Genomic DNA, 16,287 nt, shown 5'->3' with positions numbered 1-16,287 from the left:
CCGCTGAAGTTCCCCACCGAGCACCAGCCCACGGGTGACGTGCCGGATGAAACGGCGCGGTGGGACCTGGGTGTGGACGAGCACGCCCAGCCGGTGTCCGTGGACCTCACGCAGGTACCCGGCGTGACCGTGGCCGGCCTGCCGGCTTCGGAAAGACCAGCCTGGTCAACCGACTTCTGTCGGACTGGGCACCCTCGCCTGCGGTGCAGTTCGCCTGTGCGGACGGCAAGGTCTCGGCTGCGTACGAGGGCGACTACGCCGACTGGGTGCAGCGCATGTTCGCCTTCGTGGGCGATGACCTGGAAGAAGCCAACAAGCTGTTCCGTCACCTCGTGGAACTTCGCCGTGCACGATCGGCCTCGGTGCGCTCGGTGCTCGGCGTGAAATCCATGTGGGACGTCGGCCCGTCCGACCGCTGGCCGCTGGCCGTGCTGATCATCGACGAAGCCCACACCTACTTCCGCGACCACCAGGGCAGTGACCCGAGGACCAAGAAGCTCGCCGCGCTGACCGCAGAAAACGCCCGGCTCGTCGAAGACCTGGTGAAGAAGGGCCGTTCCGTGGGCCTGCTCGTCATCCTCACCACCCAGAAGTCCACCGGCGACGCGATCCCGACCTTCATCCGGGATGTGTGCCCCGTGGGCCTGAGCTTCGCGCAGAAGACCGCCGAAGCCGCTGTGGCCGCGCTCGGCGAGGAGATCCGGGAATGGCCGGACGCCGACCCGATCAACCTCCAGGACCCCACCTATGTCGGCGTCGCGTCCATGAACCACCAGTCCCAACCCGGCTTCACCCGCATCCGCACGCCGTACGTGCCGGACGCGGACGCAGCCCGCATCGCCGACCAGACCGCGAACCTCACCGCCGACCCTTACGCCCTCCTCGAAGCCGTCCTCGGCCCTCGCATGGGGGACGTGGACCTCGTCAAGGCCGACTCCGAATCGGCCTGACCACCCCGGCACTGCACAGTCACGGCCCACCCGAGAGGAGGTGAACACCCATGACAGAGGACGGGATCACTCAGCGCACCATCACCGCCGTCATGATCGTCATTGCCGCGCTGGCGTTCGTCTTCTCTTTCGGCAACGTCTGGTCTCTCGCCCTGCGCCTGGGCGTCCCCGCCCCGATCGCACCGCTCATCGCTCCCATGGTGGACCTGTCCGTGGTCGGCCTCTTGGTCGCCCTGCGCTACCTCTCCCTTCGCGGTCTACCTGCCGAACAAATGACGGCGGCCACCCGGCTCATGCACTTCTCCGGACTGCTGACCCTGGCGCTCAACGTCGCCGAACCGATCGTCGCCGGACACTACGGCCGTGCCGCCGTGGACGCCGTGGCCCCGCTGCTCCTACTCGGCTGGGGCGCTGTCGGCCCGCAGCTCCTGCGCGCCTTCCACACGGTCGCCCGCCCGGCCAACCCGGACTCCGCGCCGGACGAGACAGGGCCGGAAGCCGACACGAGGCCCACCCCGGCTGCACCCAGGGCACTGCCCGTCACGCCAGAACAGAACTCCGTGCCGGTCGCTCCCCTCGTCGCCCCGGCTCCCGCCGCGCCTGCGGTCAAGGTGCCTGAGCCCCTGCTGGCCGAAGCACGCTCGATCGCCGCGTTCCACCACACCGAGCACGGCGAACCCATCACAGCGGCCCAGCTCAAGACGCGGCTCGGCATCGGCCTGCCCATGGCCACCGCCCTCCACGCCGCTCTGTAGGGCCGCTCCCTCCGCCGGCTTCCCGGCACCTCCCACCCCTGGGCCCACCTCGTCATGCCCTGCGGGCAGCAGCCCGAGCGCACTGAATCGCTGCTGCCCGCAGACCCACCCTCGTGCCAGAAGGGAGACCGCACCACTGATGCGCCCCCAATTGGATCTCCGCCATGTGATCAGCCCCGGTCTGCGGGACCTGATCGATCTGGCCAACACCCACGACTTCGACCGCGTCACCGAACAGGTCCGCAACCTGCACGGCTGCACCCACCCCGTCAATCTCCACGGCTGGACCACCACCACCGACCAGACCACCAAGGAAGTCGTCCGCTCCTACCGCTCCGAAGACGAGCCCTCCGGACGCCTCCTCACCGTCTGCGGCAACCGCCGCGCCTCCCGCTGCCCCGCCTGCTCCCGCGTCTACGCCGCCGACACCTACCACCTCATCAAGGCAGGACTGTCCGGCGGGAAGAACGTCGCCGAAACCGTCCGCGACCACCCCCGCGCCTTCGTCACCCTCACCGCCCCCTCCTTCGGCCCCGTCCACAACCGCCCCACCACCGACACAGGCAAACCCCGGCCCTGCGCCTGCGGCGACACCCACGCCGAAGACGCCCCTGAACTCGGCACCCCGCTGAACCCATCCGCCTACGACTACGCCGGGGCCGTGCTCTGGAACGCGCACGCCGGACAGCTCTGGGCACGCTTCACCACCTACCTGCGCCGCGCCCTGGCCGAACACCTCGGCATGACGCAGAAGGCACTGAACACCGCCCTCCGCGTCTCCTTCGCCAAGGTCGCCGAGTACCAAAAGCGCGGCCTGGTCCACTTCCACGCCGTGATCCGCTTCGACGGACCCGACGGCCACACCAGCGCGCCCCCGCCCTGGGCCACCTTCGACGCCCTGAAAACCGCCGTGGGCCTGGCTCGGAAGCGCGCCCGGCTCACCGTCGAGTCGGACGCAATCGGCGAACGAGTCATCGCCTGGGGCCGCCGGTTCAAAGTCGGCCCCATCTCGGCCCTGGGCGACGGTGAACTGACCGACGCCAGGGTTGCCGAGTACACAGACGCCAAGGTCGCCGGATACATCGCCAAGTACGCCACCAAGAACGCCGAAGGCGCGGGCACCGTCGACCGCACCCTGATCTGCCGCCCTTGCGCCGGACGCGGCTACGTACGCGGCCCCGACCGCTTCCACGACCGGTGCGCCGACTGCGACGGCACCGGACAGGCCGAACCCATCAAGTCCCTGCCCGTCCAGCAGCACGCCCGGCAGATGATCTGCACCGCCTGGGCGCTCGGTCACCTCCCGGAGTTCGCCGAACTCAAGCTCTGGAAGTGGGCCCACATGCTCGGCTTCCGCGGCCACTTCTCCAGCAAGTCACGCGCCTACTCGACCACTCTCGGCGCCCTCCGCGATGTACGCCGCGCCTGGCGCCTGGCCCAGGCCGAAGCCGCCCGCGCCCGCGCCGGCCTCCCCACCACCGACGAAAACACCACCCTCGTCACCGCCTCCTCCTGGAACTACCTCAGCAGCGGCTACCGCCCCGGTGAAGAACTCCTGGCCGCCCAAGTCCGCCACGACATAGCCCACGCCCAACGCCTCAAGCAGGAAGGACTGGTGCCCGCATGACGACGACCGTCCTCACCGTGGACCAGGTCGCCGAGCGTCTCGGCATCAGCCGGTGGAAGGTCCACGACCTGATCCGCTCCCGCGAACTCGCCTCCTTCAAGATCGGCCGCTGCCGCCGCATCAGCGAAGCAGCCGTGGACTCCTACATATCCCTCCGCACCGAACAGGAAGCCGCCTGATGGCCAAGCCGAAGAAGAACGCCAACAACGAAGGCACCATCTACCAGCGCAAGGACGGCCGTTGGGAAGGCAGCGCGTACGTGCTGACGACGGACGGCACGTACAAGCGGCGCAGCGTCTACGGCAAGACCTGGGACGACGCGCACGAGAAGCTGACCAAGCTCAAGGCCGACTCCCTCAACGGCCTCCCGGTCGCCACCAGCAAGATGACCGTCGCCCAGTACCTGACGTACTGGCTCACGAACGTCGCCAAGGGCAAAGTCCGCCGAACGACCTACGTCAACTACGAATCGCTCGTCCGTAACTACGTCACGCCCGAGTTCGGCAGGAAGAAGCTGACCCGGCTCACCGCCCGAGACATCGGGCCTTCCTGACCAAGACGGCGGCCACCTGCCAGTGCTGCGCGCAGGGCAAGGACAAGAAGCGGCCGGAGCACAAGCGGCGCTGCTGCGCCCTCGGCAGGTGCTGCAAGAAGCTCCCGTCCGACCGGACCGTGCGCTTCCTGCTGGTGATCCTCCGGGCCGCCCTCCAACACGCCGTACGTGAGGACGAGCTTCCCCGCAACGTTGCCCGGAACGTGGAGCTGAGCATGGGAACGCAGCGCGAAATCGAACCGCTCACCGCCAAGGAGGGGCGTCAGCTCCTGGCGGCGGCCCGTGACAACCGGCTGTGGGCCGCGTACGAGCTGGCCGTCCGCATCGGCCTGCGGCGCGGTGAGGTGCTGGGACTGCGCTGGTCGGACGTGGATCTTCATGAAGGCGTCCTCACCGTCCGGCAAGCCCTACAGCGGGTCGGCGGCGAACTGCTGATCGTCGCGCCAAAGACTCAGCGATCGGCCCGCCGCGTGGCCCTGCCGGCCGAGTGCGTGACCGCGCTCCGTGCCCAGCGCGCGCAGCAGATAGCCGACCGGAAGGCGGCCGGTGCCAACTGGAAGGGGACAGGTCAGGGCCTCCTCTTCACCACGAAGAACGGGACCCCCATCGAGCCGCGCAACCTGAACCGGTCCTTCGAGGCCCTGTGCGCCCGCGCCGGCGTCCGTAGGGTGCGCTTTCATGACCTGCGCCACACCTGCGCGTCCCTGCTCCACGAACAGGGCGCCGATGCCCGAATGATCATGGAAGTCCTGGGCCACAGCTCCATCCGCGTGACCATGGACATCTACACGTTCGTACGGCTCGACTCCCAGCGCTCCGCCTTCGACCGCGTCGGGGATGCACTGAGGGGTGACGGCAACGATCCGGATGATGACGACGGCGCGGCGAGCGTCCCGGTAGCGTTCTGATCGACCCCGTTTCCGCCCTCTGAGGCGGTTGCCGTCAAACACTGCCGTCAAGGCAAAAGCCAGAGGCCCTGTGGATGACTCCACAGGGCCTCTGGTCTGCTGTGCACTCGGCAGGATTCGAACCTGCAACCTTCTGATCCGTAGTCAGATGCTCTATCCGTTAAGCTACGAGTGCTTGTTCTTTTGTTTTTGTCCCCGTTCCGGTTCCTTTCGGCCCGCCCCGGCGACAGGAAGAACATTACATGACTGCCGCCGTCATGTGAAATCCGATTCGCACACCCCTTGTGACCTGCGGAAACGCCCGTGGGCGGGTGCGGGGCGTTGGAGGGGCGGAACGCCGAAGCCCCGGTCCGGGGACCGGGGCTTCGGGATCGGTGCGGAGGCGGAGGGATTTGAACCCTCGATGGGCTTTAAGGCCCAAACCGCATTAGCAGTGCGGCGCCATAGACCGGACTAGGCGACGCCTCCAGCACAACCGCTCCCGCGAGCGCGCGAGTGGTGTGTGCAGATGATGACACAGCCGAGCGGCCTGTCACCAATCGCCCCCCACGGTACTAGGCAGTCGGGCCGCAGGGCAAAGGCCTTCCGCCCGGCGAGGCGCGGACGCAACGTTCGGGGGGTCCGCGCGTTGGACAGGGCATGGTCTTTCTTCTTCTGCGAGGTCCCGGGCGGACCCCTGCCCGGCGGGAGCCTGGACGGGCGGCCCCCCGCCGGACTCGCGTGCCCGGCGGCTGTGTACCCGTCCTCGCCGCCGTATCGGGTCTGATCGGCCTCGCCGCCGTGCCCGCCGTCGCCGTGCCCGGCATGCCGCCGCCCGTGCGGCCCGAGGACCGGGCCGGTGATCACCTCACCGTGGTCGTGCGGCACGCCGGCGCCGGGCGGGACGGGACGTACGAGCTGTTCTGTCACCCGGCCGGCGGAACCCACCCGGACGCGGTGCGGGCGTGCCGGGCGCTCGACGCGCAGACGAACTGGGGACGGGACCTGTTCGCCCCCGTCGCGCCCGGCACCGTCTGCACCATGCTCTACGGCGGCCCGGCCACCGCCCACGTCACCGGCACCTGGGCCGGACGCAGGGTCGACGCCGCGTACGACCGCAGCAACGGATGCGAGACCGGGCGGTGGGACCGGATGGTGCCTCTCCTGCCGAGGGTCGCAGCAGTGACGTAGGGCCGGGGGACGGGCGGGTGGTTCCGGCCGGAGGACCGGCGGCCGGGGCGGTGGGTACGGGCGGGGGCCGGGTCGGGCCCGGGCACCGTGCCGGACGCGTCGGCCCGCCTCCCCGCCGCCCCCGTGGGCGTCCCCTGACGGAATCCCCCCGGTCCGGTAAAGGTCCCGCGAAGGTCCCGGGGAGTCGGAGGGTGTGGCCGGCGGGTCGTGGCCGAATCGGTGTCACTTCGTCGTGGGACCTCGCTCTCATCCGGCATCGCGAGCGCAACGCGTGCGCTTAGACTCCCTCGCGTGACACGTCGCGGGCCGGTTGGCAAGATGGCCCGAGCGGTCGGCAAGGTGCGGTGACAGGGAGGAAGCGTCTCGTGAGCAGCAGGCCATCCCGAGGCGCTGCTCGCCTCGCAGCCATACTCGACGCTCTGCCGGACGCGTTGGTCCTGGTCAACGCCAACGGAACCGTCGTCAACGCGAACACCATCGCGCTGGAGGCCTTCGAGGCGCCCGGCACCGCGCTCGTCGGACGCGGGTTGCTCGATCTGCTGCCCGAGTTCGACTCGCGGCTCATCCCCGGGTCGATGCGGCGTCCCGATCACATGGATCCGCGGGGGCGCACCAAGCCGACGCGGATGGTCGCGCGGCGGACCGACGGGAGCGAGTTCCCGGTCGAGGTCACGAGCGCGAATCTGGAGAACGGGCAGCAGGCCTACGACGGTTACGGATACACGGGTGACGAGCTGCTCATGCTCGTCGTCCGGGACCTGTCCGGCACCGTCGACACCGAGGCCGAGCTGGCGCGCTCGCAGCGGCAGACCGAGATGATCCTGCGGGCCGCGGCGGAGGGCGTCGTCGGCACCGACACCGACGGGCGGATCGTGCTCGTCAACCCGGCCGCCGCCCAGATACTGGGGTACCGGGCCGGAGAGCTGGGCGGCAAGGAGCTGCACACCCTCGTGCTGCACTCGCGCGCCGACGGCTCCCCCTTCCCGTACGAGGAGTCGCCGCTCGCCGACACCCTGCGCTCCGGGCGCAAGCACCGGGTGCGCGGGCAGGTGCTGTGGTCCAAGGGGGACGAGAAGGTCTCCGTCGATCTGACCACCGCGCCGGTGCGCGACGGTGACCAGCTCGTCGGCGCCGTGATGACCTTCACCGACCGGCGGCCGTACGAGGTGCTGGCCGCGGAGAAGGACGCGCTGGAGAAGGCGCACGCGCAGGAGCTCGAGCGGCTCTCCGAGGAGCACTCCTCCGACCTGACCGCGCTGCGCCAGCAGCACGTCACCGAGCTCGAGGAGCTGCGCGAGAAGCACGCGGAGGAGCTCGCGGCCGGCGAGGAGCGGTACGCCGCGCTCGGCGAGCGGGAGAAGGACCGGTACGAGGCGCTGGCGGGCCGGCACGAGCAGCTGCTGACGCTGCTCGGGCAGTCGCTGCGCGGGCCCCTGGAGGAGCTGCGGCGCGAGCTGGCGGCCCTGGCCGCCGACGACGCCGGGCAGCTGTGGCCGGAAGCCAACCAGGTGCTGCACCACCTGAGCGCCGGGTACTCCAGGATCACCACCCTCATCGACAACGTCCTCGGCTACCAGCGGCTGGACGCGGGCGCCGAGGAGATCACCCGTACGAAGGTGATGCTGGACGCCGTCGTCGCCGCCGGCGTGGAGGGGGCCGTCGAGTTGATCGGCCCGGGCCGGGTGCAGTTCGCCGTGCACGCGCCGCCCATCGAGGCCGAGGTGGACCCGCAGCGGCTCGCCACCGCGCTGGCGCATCTGGTGGCGGACGTCGCCGGTGTCGACGCGACCGGCAACTCGCCCGTGTCCGCGGGCGGTTACCTGGACAACACCGTCGTGGTCGCGGCCGCCCAGCGCGGCGAGGTCGCGCGGATCGAGGTGCGCGGGCCGTACCCGGGCGGGGACGCGGTGCACGAGCCGATCGTGCGCGGGATCGTACGGGCCCACGGCGGCGTGCTGCAGACGCACGAGGTGCCGGGCATGAGCGGCAGCGCCTATGTGCTGGAGGTGCCGCTCGGCGGTGGCGCCGGGACGGTCGACGCGATGGCCGGTGGGCAGGCGGCCGTCGGGGAGCTTCCGGCCGGGCAGGCCGTGCCGGACGCGAGCGGGCAGGTCGCCGGTGGCGGTGAGCTGGTCGTGGCCGGGGGCGGCGGGCAGGCCACCGGCGGGCGGCGGCGGGCCCGGCGGGCCTCCACCGACGCCTTCCTGGAGAGCGAGGTGTCCGGCGCGGGCCGGACCCGTGAGGCCGGCGCGGCCGCCCCGACCGGACGCCGTCGCAGGCGTGCCGCCGCGCCCGCCGAGAAGACCGGTGCGGTCCCGGCCGACGCCGCGGAGACCGCGTCCGGCGGTACCGGGCGGCGCCGTGGCCGGCCCGCCGAGGCCGGTGACGGCGCGGGAGTGAGCGAGGGTGCGGTGGTGACCGCGGCCGAGCACGCCGCGGGCGCCGCCGCCACCGGTACGGGCCTCGGCGCAGCCGTACCCCCGCAGGGTGTACCCGCCCGCCCCGACTCCGGCGCACCGCAGTCCGCCCTGCCGCCCGCGCTGCCGGCGGCGGGGGGCGGGCGGACGCCGGGTGCGGAGGCCGTCCCGGCCGAGGATGCGCAGCCGACGGGGCGGCGCCGGCGTGCGCTGGCCGCAGCGGCGGAACGGGCCGCGGCCCAGGAGGCGAGCGGTCCTCGTACGGTCTTCGCCCTGCCGCCGGCCGAGGCCGACCGCTCACCGGAGTCCCCGGACGCGGCGAACGGGGTGGGTACGGTCCCGCCCGGCGGCATTCCGGGCACGGTCCCGCCCGGCGGCATTCCGGGTGCGGGCGTGCCCGGGGCTCCCGCAGCACCCGTGGGCGGCGTGCCGGCCGGCCCCGGCGCGGGCGTGCCCGTCGGTACCGCTGCCGTCCCGGGCGCCGAGCGGGAGCCGCAGTTCGTGGGACAGGGGCCCGGGCAGGTGCAGGTGCCCGCTCAGCCGCCGCTGGCCGTCGTCGGCGTACCCGGTGACACGGGCCACCACGACGCCGTACCCCTCGACCAGGCCGCGGACCGCACTCCGCCGCAGCCGCACCCGACCGGCGCGCCGACCGGCCGGCGTCGCCGCGCCGTGGCCCAGCCCGCGGAAGCCGCTCATCCGGTGGCACCACCGCAGGGGACCGCGCCCGGCACCGCACAACCGGCCTCGGTACCGATGCCGCCGGCCGCCCCCGCTCCCGTGCCACAGGCCGCTTTGGGACAGTTCGCCCCGGGGCAGGCCGGTCCCGCACCGGCCCTGCCGGCCCAGGACGCCCCGGGCCAGGTGACTCCCCCTCACGGTGTCCCGGTGGCTGCTGGCCAGGTGACTCCCCCACAGGGCGTTCCGACGGCTCCGGGGCAGGCCGGACCGCAGCCGGTCGGGACGCCGACTCCCGGTCGGGGCACGCCGGTTCACGGCGTTCCGGCGCAGGGCACGGCCGGAGCGGGCATCCCCGCCCAGAACGGTCCCGTGGCCCAGGCGGCGCCCGGCCAGGCGGTGCCGGCCCAGCAGTCCGCCCCCGCTGTGGCCGCGACGCCGCCCGGCGGTACGCCGAGCGCGCAGCCGCTGCCCGCGGAGGCCGCTGCCGGACCGGTGCCGGCCGCCGTCCAGACCGCCGGCGTGCCCCAGCAGTGGCCCGGTGCCGATGACACCTCCGGCGCGGGCACGCCCGTGCCGCAGACCGGTACCCCGGCCGCCGGCATCCCGCGGGCGGCACAGCCGTTGCCCGCCGCGGGGACGGCGCTCGACCCGAACTCGACGCAAGGACGGGCGATCAGCGTCCGCACGCTCGGCCAGGGTGTGCCGTTCGCCCGGCAGGCCGCGCAGGTGCAGCAGCCGACGGCGACCCCGCCGCCGCACGCGCCCGGCGGCTCCGGCCGCCGGCGAAAGCTGGGCACGCCCCCCGACCCGGCGCAGCGCACGGAGCAGCAGCCGGAGCAGGCGGCCCGGCCGCATCCGCCGACCGAGCAGACGCCCGCTCCCGCGCCCCCGGCCGGGCAGTCCCGGCTCACTCCGGGCACCGAGGGCGCCGGACGGTCGTACGCCATCGGCGCGCCGGACGCCGACGCCGCCGAGGGACCCGAGCCGCTGGACGGTCCGGGCGGTGCCGTCGAGGTCGCGGACGCCCCGCGTCCGCAGCCGCTCGACGACGAGCTGCCGCCGGAGCCGCTGGACAACCCGCGCCGGCTGCTGGTGTGGCCCGCGCCGGACGCGACGACCCAGCAGGCGCTGAGCGACCGCGGCTACCGGCCGGTGATCGTGCACTCCCGTGAGGAGGTCGACGCACAGATCGCGGCGTTCCCGGCCGCGCTGTTCGTGGACCCGCTGACGGGGCCCATCACGCGGACGGCGCTGCAGTCGCTGCGCCAGGCCGCCGTGGCCGCCGAGGTGCCGGTGCTGGTGACGGCCGGGCTCGGGCAGGCGACGCGCGAGGCGGCGTACGGCGCCGATCCCGCCGTACTGCTGAAGGCGCTGGCGCCGCGTGACAGCGAGCAGCATCCGCCGCGGGTGCTGCTCATCGAGGAGCACGCGGAGATCGCGCTGGCGCTGACCTCGACGCTGGAGCGGCGCGGGATGCAGGTGGCGCGCGCCGCGAGCGACAACGACGCGGTGACGCTGGCGGGGCAGTTCCGGCCGAACCTCGTGGTGATGGACCTGATGCAGGTGCGGCGGCGGCAGGCCGGCCACACCGGGATCATCGACTGGCTGCGTGCCAACGGACAGCTCAACCGGACCCCGTTGGTCGTCTACACCGCCGCCGTCGACCAGGCCGACCTGCCCCGGCTGGCCTCGGGCGAGACGGTCCTGTTCCTCGCGGAACGCTCCACGAGCACGGAGGTGCAGAGCCGGATCGTGGACCTGCTGGCGAGGATCGGCACCAACTAGCGCACGCCTCTCACCTGCGCGCACACCCCGGGCACGGTCCGGTGGTCTCTTGATCGCCGTGCCCGGGGACTGCCCGCAGCCGACGGCGAAGCGCCGGGCGGCACGCACCGCCGCCCGGCGCGCCCGGCGGCCTCACAGGCGGGTGACGTCCAGCCGGCCGTCCGCGTACTGCCTGCGCAGTACCTTTTTGTCGAACTTGCCCACGCTCGTCTTCGGCACCGACTCGACGATCGTCCACCGCTCGGGCAGCTGCCACCTGGCGATCTTCCCCTCCTCGGCGAGGAAGGCGCGCAGGGTCTCGAAGTCGGCGGTGGCCCCCTCGCGGAGAACGACCGTGGCCAGCGGGCGCTCGCCCCACTTGTCGTCGGGTACGGCGACCACTGCGGCCTCGGCGACGTCCGGGTGGGACATCAGCGCGTTCTCCAGCTCCACCGAGGAGATCCACTCGCCGCCGGACTTGATGACGTCCTTGGCGCGGTCGGTGAGGGTGAGGAAGCCGTCGGGGGAGATGGTGCCGACGTCACCGGTCTTCAGCCAGCCGTCCTCGCTGAACTTGTCGGCGGGGCGCAGGGGTCCGGCGTCGGGGCCGTTGTAGTAGGCGCCCGCGATCCAGGGGCCGCGCACCTCCAGCTCGCCCGCCGACTCGCCGTCCCACGGGAGGCGTTCGCCGTCGGGCCCGGTGAGGCGGGCCTCCACACCGGCCGGGAAGCGCCCCTGGGTGAGGCGGTAGGCGAACTCCTCCTCGGTGCCCACCGCGTGGGCCGGCGCACGGGCCACCGTGCCCAGCGGCGAGGTCTCCGTCATGCCCCAGGCGTGGCAGACGCGCATGCCGAGCTTGTCGAAGGCCGCCATGAGGGAGGGCGGGCACGCGGCGCCGCCGATGGTGACCTGGGCGAGGGAGGAGACGTCGCGGGGCCTGTCGTTCAGCTCGGCGAGCAGGCCCTGCCAGATGGTCGGAACGGCCGCCGCGTGGGTCGGCTTCTCCCGCTCGATCATCTCGGCGAGCGGCGCGGGCTGGAGGAAACGGTCCGGCATCAGCATGTTGATGCCGGTCAGGAAGGCGGCGTGCGGCAGGCCCCAGGCGTTGACGTGGAACTGAGGGACGACGACCAGCGAGGTGTCCTGGTCGGTCAGGCCCATCGACTGGGTCATGTTGAGCTGCATCGAGTGCAGGTAGATCGAACGGTGGCTGTAGACCACGCCTTTGGGGTCGCCCGTCGTGCCGGAGGTGTAGCACATGGCGGCGGCCTGGCGTTCGTCCAGCTCCGGCCAGTCGTACGTGGTCGGCCGGTCCGCGATCAGCTCCTCGTACTCGTGGACCCGGGCGCGCGCGCCCTCGAGCGGGGTGCGGTCACCGGGGCCGGAGACGACGATGTGCTCGACCGTCGGCAGCTTGGGCAGCAGCGGGGCGAGCAGCGGGATCAGGGAGCCGTTGACGATGACGACCTTGTCGGCCGCGTGGTTGACGATCCACGCCAGCTGCTCGGCGGGAAGCCGGAGATTGAGCGTGTGCAGCACGGCGCCCATGGAGGGGATCGCGAAGTAGGCCTCGACGTGCTCGGCGTTGTTCCACATCAGGGTGGCGACCCGGTCGTCGCCCCGGACACCGAGTTCGTCGCGCAGGGCGTTCGCCAGTTGCACCGCGCGCCTCCCCGCCTCGGCGAAACTGCGCCGCTGCGGCCCGGCCTCCCCGGTCCAGGTGGTGATCTGCGACCGCCCGTGCACCAGCGTCCCGTGCACGAGGAGGCGGGTGACGGTCAGCGGTACGTCCTGCATGGTGCTCAGCACGGGGTCCTCCCGGGGCGACACTGCCTACGCGGTGGTAGAGGTTGCGCTGATTCTGCGCACATACCGCGCGGTATGTCACTAGGGGAGAAGTCACAGGCAGGAAAAGGCAAGGGAATTCCGGGTCAGCGGACCAGGCCCAGCTCGGGGTCCTCGCGGAGCTTGCCGAGCGCACGCGACACTGCCGACTTCACCGTGCCCACCGACACCCCGAGCACCTCGGCGGTCTGGGCCTCACTGAGGTCCTCGTAGTAGCGCAGGACGACCATCGCCCGCTGCCGCGCCGGGAGTTTCGTGATCGCGCGCCACATGGCGTCGTGCAGCGCCTGCCGTTCGGCCGGGTCGTCCTCGCCGGGTACCGGCTCGGGCTCGGGCAGCTCGTCGCAGGTGAACTCGTCCACCCTGCGCTTGCGCCACTGCGAGGTCCGGGTGTTCAGCAGCGCGCGGCGCACATAGCCGTCGAGGGCCCGCTGGTCCTCGATCCGCTCCCAGGCGACGTACGTCTTGGCCAGCGCGGTCTGCAGCAGATCCTCGGCGTCGCTGAGGTTCGCGGTGAGCGAGCGCGCGGTCCGCAGCAGGACCGGCTGGCGGGCCCGCACATACGACGCGAACGTCGGATACGGGGGAGCCTCCACGCTCGGCCGCAGCCGGTGGTGGGGGAGGGCCTGCCGCCTTGGTGCTGCGGCGGCCGAGGCACTGGTGCAGACGGGTGTGGTCATGGCTCCACGCTAGGAGCGGGGCAGCCCCGGCGGATCGCCCGCAGGTCCCGAAGCGGAATCCCCCTCAGGTTGTAGGGGTGGGGCCGGCCCCACCTCCTGAAGGTGGACGGCGGTCGCACTCCGTCTGCGGGTACGACCCCGACGCCGCCCGGACAACGGTCGGGTCGGCCGCTGGTCCGACCCCGAGGACGAGGGCCGGGTCCCGGTGCGGGATTCAGGTGTCCCTCGTCAGGACGAGGCCCGAGGTCGGGACCCCGGTGCCGGCCGTCACCAGGGTGCGGGTCGCGCCCGGTATCCGGTTCACCGCCGTGCCCCGCAGCTGGCGTACCGCCTCCGCCATGCCGTTCATCCCGTGCAGGTACGCCTCCCCGAGCTGGCCCCCGTGCGTGTTCAGCGGCAGCCTCTCCTCGGCCACGAAGTCCGCCGCCTCCCCCCTTCCGCAGAACCCGAACTCCTCCAGCTGCATCAGCACGAACGGGGTGAAGTGGTCGTACAGGATCGCCACGTCGATGTCGGCCGGGCCGAGTCCGGACGCCGTCCACAGCCGGCGGGCCACCACGCCCATCTCCGGCAGGCCGGTCGGATCGTCCCGGTAGAAGCCGGTCATCTGCTCCTGCGCCCGGCCGGCGCCCTGGGCGGCCGCCGCGATCACGGCCGGGGGATGCGGCAGGTCCCGCGCCCGCTCCACGGAGGTGACGACGATCGCCTGCCCGCCGTCGGTCTCCTGGCAGCAGTCCAGCAGCCGCAGCGGCTCCACGATCCAGCGGGACGCCGCGTGGTCGGCGAGCGTGATCGGACGGCCGTGGAAGTACGCCGCCGGATTCGTCGCGGCGTACCTGCGGCCCACCACGGCCACGTGCCCGAACACCTCCGGGGGCAGCCCGTACACGTGGAGGTACCGCTGGGCCGCCATCGCCACCCAGGAGGCCGGGGTGAGCAGCCCGAACGGCAGCACCCAACCGAGCGCCACGCCCTCCGCCGACGGCTCCCGGTACTGCACGCCGGCGCCGAACCTGCGGCCCGAGCGCTCGTTGAAGGCGCGGTAGCAGACCACGACCTCCGCCACGCCCGTCGCCACCGCGAGCGCCGCCTGGAGCACGGTCGCGCAGGCCGCACCGCCGCCGTAGTGCACGCGGGAGAAGAAGGACAGCTCCCCCATCCCGCAGGCCTGGGCCACCGTGATCTCCGGGTTGGTGTCCATCGTGAACGTCACCATCCCGTCCACGTCCGCCGGTGCGAGCCCCGCGTCGTCCAGCGCGGCCCGCACCGCCTCCACCGCCAGCCGCAGCTCGCTGCGCCCGGAGTCCTTGGAGAACTCGGTGGCCCCGATCCCGGCGATCGCGGCGCGACCGCCCAGGGCGTCGCGGGCCCGCGGGCTCACGGGGCCGCCTCCGTAGCCGGTGCCTGAGCCGGTGCCTGAGCCGGTGCCTGAGCCGGTGCCGTGGAGACCGTGACTGTCACCGTGCCCGTGACATGTCTGCCGAGGGCGTTGGCGCCGACGACCCGTACGGTCGCCGTGTCGCCGTCGACCGCCTCGACAAGGCCCGTCAACACCAGGGTGTCCCCAGGGTAGTTGGGCGCCCCGAGCCTGATGGCGACCTTGCGGAGCGTCGCCGCCGGGCCGAAGTGGTCGGTGACGTACCTGCCGACGAGTCCGTTCGTCGTCAGGATGTTCATGAAGACGTCCGGCGAGCCCTTCTGCCTGGCCGCCTCGGCGTCGTGGTGCACGTCCTGGTAGTCCCGCGACGCGATCGCCCCCGCCACGATCAGCGTGCGCGTGACCGGGATCTCCAGCGGGGGCAGCTCCGCGCCCGCCGTGAGCCCGCCCACCGTCGGTGCCGTCGTCATCTCCTCACTCCCCACGCCCGTCCGACTCCCCCGTGCACGGCGTACCGTGCCCCTCGACGACCCGGAAGACCGGGAGGACCGGCGCGCCCTCCGCGTCCTCGTAGGCGCGGAACTCCACCCGGACCGGAAGGCCGATGCGCACCTTGTCGTACGGCACTCCGGTCACGTTGCTCACCATCCGCACGCCCTCGGCGAGTTCGACGAGGGCGACCGCGTACGGGGGGTCGAAGGCCGGGAAGGGCGGGTGGTGCATCACCACGTACGAGAAGACCGTGCCCGCGCCACTCGCCTCGATCGTGTCCCAGTCCGGGCATCCGCAGGCGTTGCAGCCCGGCAGCCAGGGGTGGCGCAGGGTGCCGCAGCCCGTGCAGCGCTGGATGAGGAGGGTGTGCTCGGCCACGCCCTGCCAGAAGCCGGCGTTGTCCCGGTTGACCACGGGGCGGGGGCGCGGGGCCGGGTGTTTTGGGCGGGCCGGGGCGTACTTGAGGATGCGGAAGCGGTGCGTGCCCACGAGACCGCCACCGGCCCGGATGTCCGTGCGGGTCGTGATGAAGTACCCGGTGCCGAGTCTCGTCGTCTTGCGGTCGGAGACCGACTCGATCACCGCGTCGAAGGTGACCCGGTCGCCCGGCCGCAGGGGGCGCACGTACTCCTGCTCGCAGTCGGTGGCCACCACGGCCGTACAGCCCGAGGCGTCGAGGAGGGACAGCAGTTCGTCGTAGGCGCCGGTACGGCCCTGATGTCCGGACAGACCGGCCATGGTCCAGGCCTGGAGCATGGTGGGCGGGGCGATGGCGTCCGGGCCGCAGTAGGCCGGGTTGGTGTCCCCCATGGCCTCGCACCAGTGCCGGATCATCGGCGCGTTCACGGGATCCCTGCCCGCCCCGGCGACCGCGGCCGGTCGCCCCTCGTACGCCTTGAGCCGCGCCCCGAGCCCACCGGGATCGGCGCCCGCCGGCTCCACGTCCCTCGCGCTCACCGCCGCCCCTCCTCGTCCCGCCGCCCACGGTCCGGGCGACGGTTTCTGACTGTCCGTCAGGCAGCTGCGGCTGTCAACCCGCACCACCGGAACCCGACCGCTCCACCCCA

At 72.6% G+C, this 16,287-nt stretch carries 11 protein-coding genes, 2 tRNA genes and 1 pseudogene; 7 read left to right on the top strand and 7 right to left on the bottom strand.

Annotation, left to right across the window (positions count from 1 at the left end):
* Window positions 1–203 precede the first annotated feature (203 nt).
* The 5 genes and pseudogenes from AC5WRT_RS06860 (at window position 204) to AC5WRT_RS06840 (ending at window position 4,793) form a co-directional block, all read left to right on the top strand.
* Window positions 204–950 (top strand): hypothetical protein, encoded by a 747-nt coding sequence (locus tag AC5WRT_RS06860; RefSeq protein WP_496092337.1) that lies wholly within the window; start codon window positions 204–206, stop codon window positions 948–950.
* Window positions 951–1,000: 50 nt separating this feature from the next.
* Entirely contained in the window at window positions 1,001–1,705 is a 705-nt protein-coding gene (locus AC5WRT_RS06855; protein WP_496092105.1) for a DUF2637 domain-containing protein, read from the top strand.
* A 139-nt stretch (window positions 1,706–1,844) separates the two neighbouring features.
* The gene (locus tag AC5WRT_RS06850) at window positions 1,845–3,332 is read left to right on the top strand and encodes a replication initiator (protein ID WP_496100011.1); all 1,488 of its coding nucleotides are present in this window, start codon (window positions 1,845–1,847) and stop codon (window positions 3,330–3,332) included.
* Window positions 3,329–3,511: a helix-turn-helix domain-containing protein gene (locus AC5WRT_RS06845; RefSeq protein ID WP_496092107.1), complete on the top strand. Its 183-nt coding sequence runs from the start codon at window positions 3,329–3,331 to the stop codon at window positions 3,509–3,511. The genes AC5WRT_RS06850 and AC5WRT_RS06845 overlap by 4 nt, the downstream gene beginning before the upstream one ends.
* Window positions 3,511–4,793: pseudogene (locus AC5WRT_RS06840) on the top strand (site-specific integrase). Before AC5WRT_RS06845 ends, AC5WRT_RS06840 begins: the two are co-directional and overlap by 1 nt.
* 102 nt (window positions 4,794–4,895) lie before the next feature.
* Here AC5WRT_RS06840 and AC5WRT_RS06835 read toward each other — a convergent pair.
* Together AC5WRT_RS06835 and AC5WRT_RS06830 are read right to left on the bottom strand one after the other, a co-directional pair.
* A tRNA-Arg gene (locus AC5WRT_RS06835) sits at window positions 4,896–4,968 on the bottom strand.
* 202 nt (window positions 4,969–5,170) lie between these two features.
* A tRNA-Ser gene (locus tag AC5WRT_RS06830) sits at window positions 5,171–5,261 on the bottom strand.
* Between the two features lie 252 nt (window positions 5,262–5,513).
* Here AC5WRT_RS06830 and AC5WRT_RS06825 point away from each other — a divergent pair.
* Window positions 5,514–5,963, top strand: a complete 450-nt coding sequence (locus tag AC5WRT_RS06825; RefSeq protein ID WP_496092108.1) for an SSI family serine proteinase inhibitor — start codon at window positions 5,514–5,516, stop codon at window positions 5,961–5,963.
* Window positions 5,964–6,328: 365 nt separating this feature from the next.
* Window positions 6,329–10,846 (top strand): hybrid sensor histidine kinase/response regulator, encoded by a 4,518-nt coding sequence (locus tag AC5WRT_RS06820; RefSeq protein ID WP_496092109.1) that lies wholly within the window; start codon window positions 6,329–6,331, stop codon window positions 10,844–10,846.
* Between the two features lie 132 nt (window positions 10,847–10,978).
* Here AC5WRT_RS06820 and AC5WRT_RS06815 read toward each other — a convergent pair whose 3' ends face one another.
* From AC5WRT_RS06815 to AC5WRT_RS06795, 5 genes are all read right to left on the bottom strand, one after another.
* Window positions 10,979–12,634, bottom strand: coding sequence for a long-chain fatty acid--CoA ligase (locus AC5WRT_RS06815; RefSeq protein ID WP_496092110.1), 1,656 nt, complete (start codon window positions 12,632–12,634; stop codon window positions 10,979–10,981).
* A 122-nt stretch (window positions 12,635–12,756) separates the two neighbouring features.
* A complete protein-coding gene (locus AC5WRT_RS06810) occupies window positions 12,757–13,350 on the bottom strand; it encodes a SigE family RNA polymerase sigma factor (RefSeq protein ID WP_496092111.1) in 594 nt (197 codons plus the stop codon).
* 214 nt (window positions 13,351–13,564) lie between these two features.
* Window positions 13,565–14,731, bottom strand: coding sequence for a lipid-transfer protein (locus tag AC5WRT_RS06805; RefSeq protein ID WP_496092112.1), 1,167 nt, complete (start codon window positions 14,729–14,731; stop codon window positions 13,565–13,567).
* A complete protein-coding gene (locus AC5WRT_RS06800) occupies window positions 14,728–15,198 on the bottom strand; it encodes a MaoC family dehydratase (RefSeq protein ID WP_496092113.1) in 471 nt (156 codons plus the stop codon). The genes AC5WRT_RS06805 and AC5WRT_RS06800 overlap by 4 nt, the downstream gene beginning before the upstream one ends.
* A gap of 4 nt (window positions 15,199–15,202) precedes the next feature.
* Window positions 15,203–16,177 carry a bifunctional MaoC family dehydratase N-terminal/OB-fold nucleic acid binding domain-containing protein gene (locus AC5WRT_RS06795; RefSeq protein WP_496092114.1) on the bottom strand — a complete coding sequence of 325 codons (975 nt, stop codon included), beginning with the start codon at window positions 16,175–16,177 and terminating at the stop codon, window positions 15,203–15,205.
* Window positions 16,178–16,287: the final 110 nt, after the last annotated feature.

The sequence above is a fragment of the Streptomyces sp. NTD91 genome (assembly GCF_059510455.1).
The sequence above is the reverse complement of the archived record's forward strand: the minus strand, read 5'-3'. Positions and strand labels throughout refer to the sequence as shown.

Coding starts and splice junctions, on each gene's coding strand:
- AC5WRT_RS06855 (WP_496092105.1), top strand. CDS start 1,001: ATGACAGAGGACGGGATCACTCAGCGCACCATCACCGCCGTCATGATC.
- AC5WRT_RS06850 (WP_496100011.1), top strand. CDS start 1,845: ATGCGCCCCCAATTGGATCTCCGCCATGTGATCAGCCCCGGTCTGCGG.
- AC5WRT_RS06845 (WP_496092107.1), top strand. CDS start 3,329: ATGACGACGACCGTCCTCACCGTGGACCAGGTCGCCGAGCGTCTCGGC.
- AC5WRT_RS06810 (WP_496092111.1), bottom strand. CDS start 13,350: ATGACCACACCCGTCTGCACCAGTGCCTCGGCCGCCGCAGCACCAAGG.
- AC5WRT_RS06800 (WP_496092113.1), bottom strand. CDS start 15,198: ATGACGACGGCACCGACGGTGGGCGGGCTCACGGCGGGCGCGGAGCTG.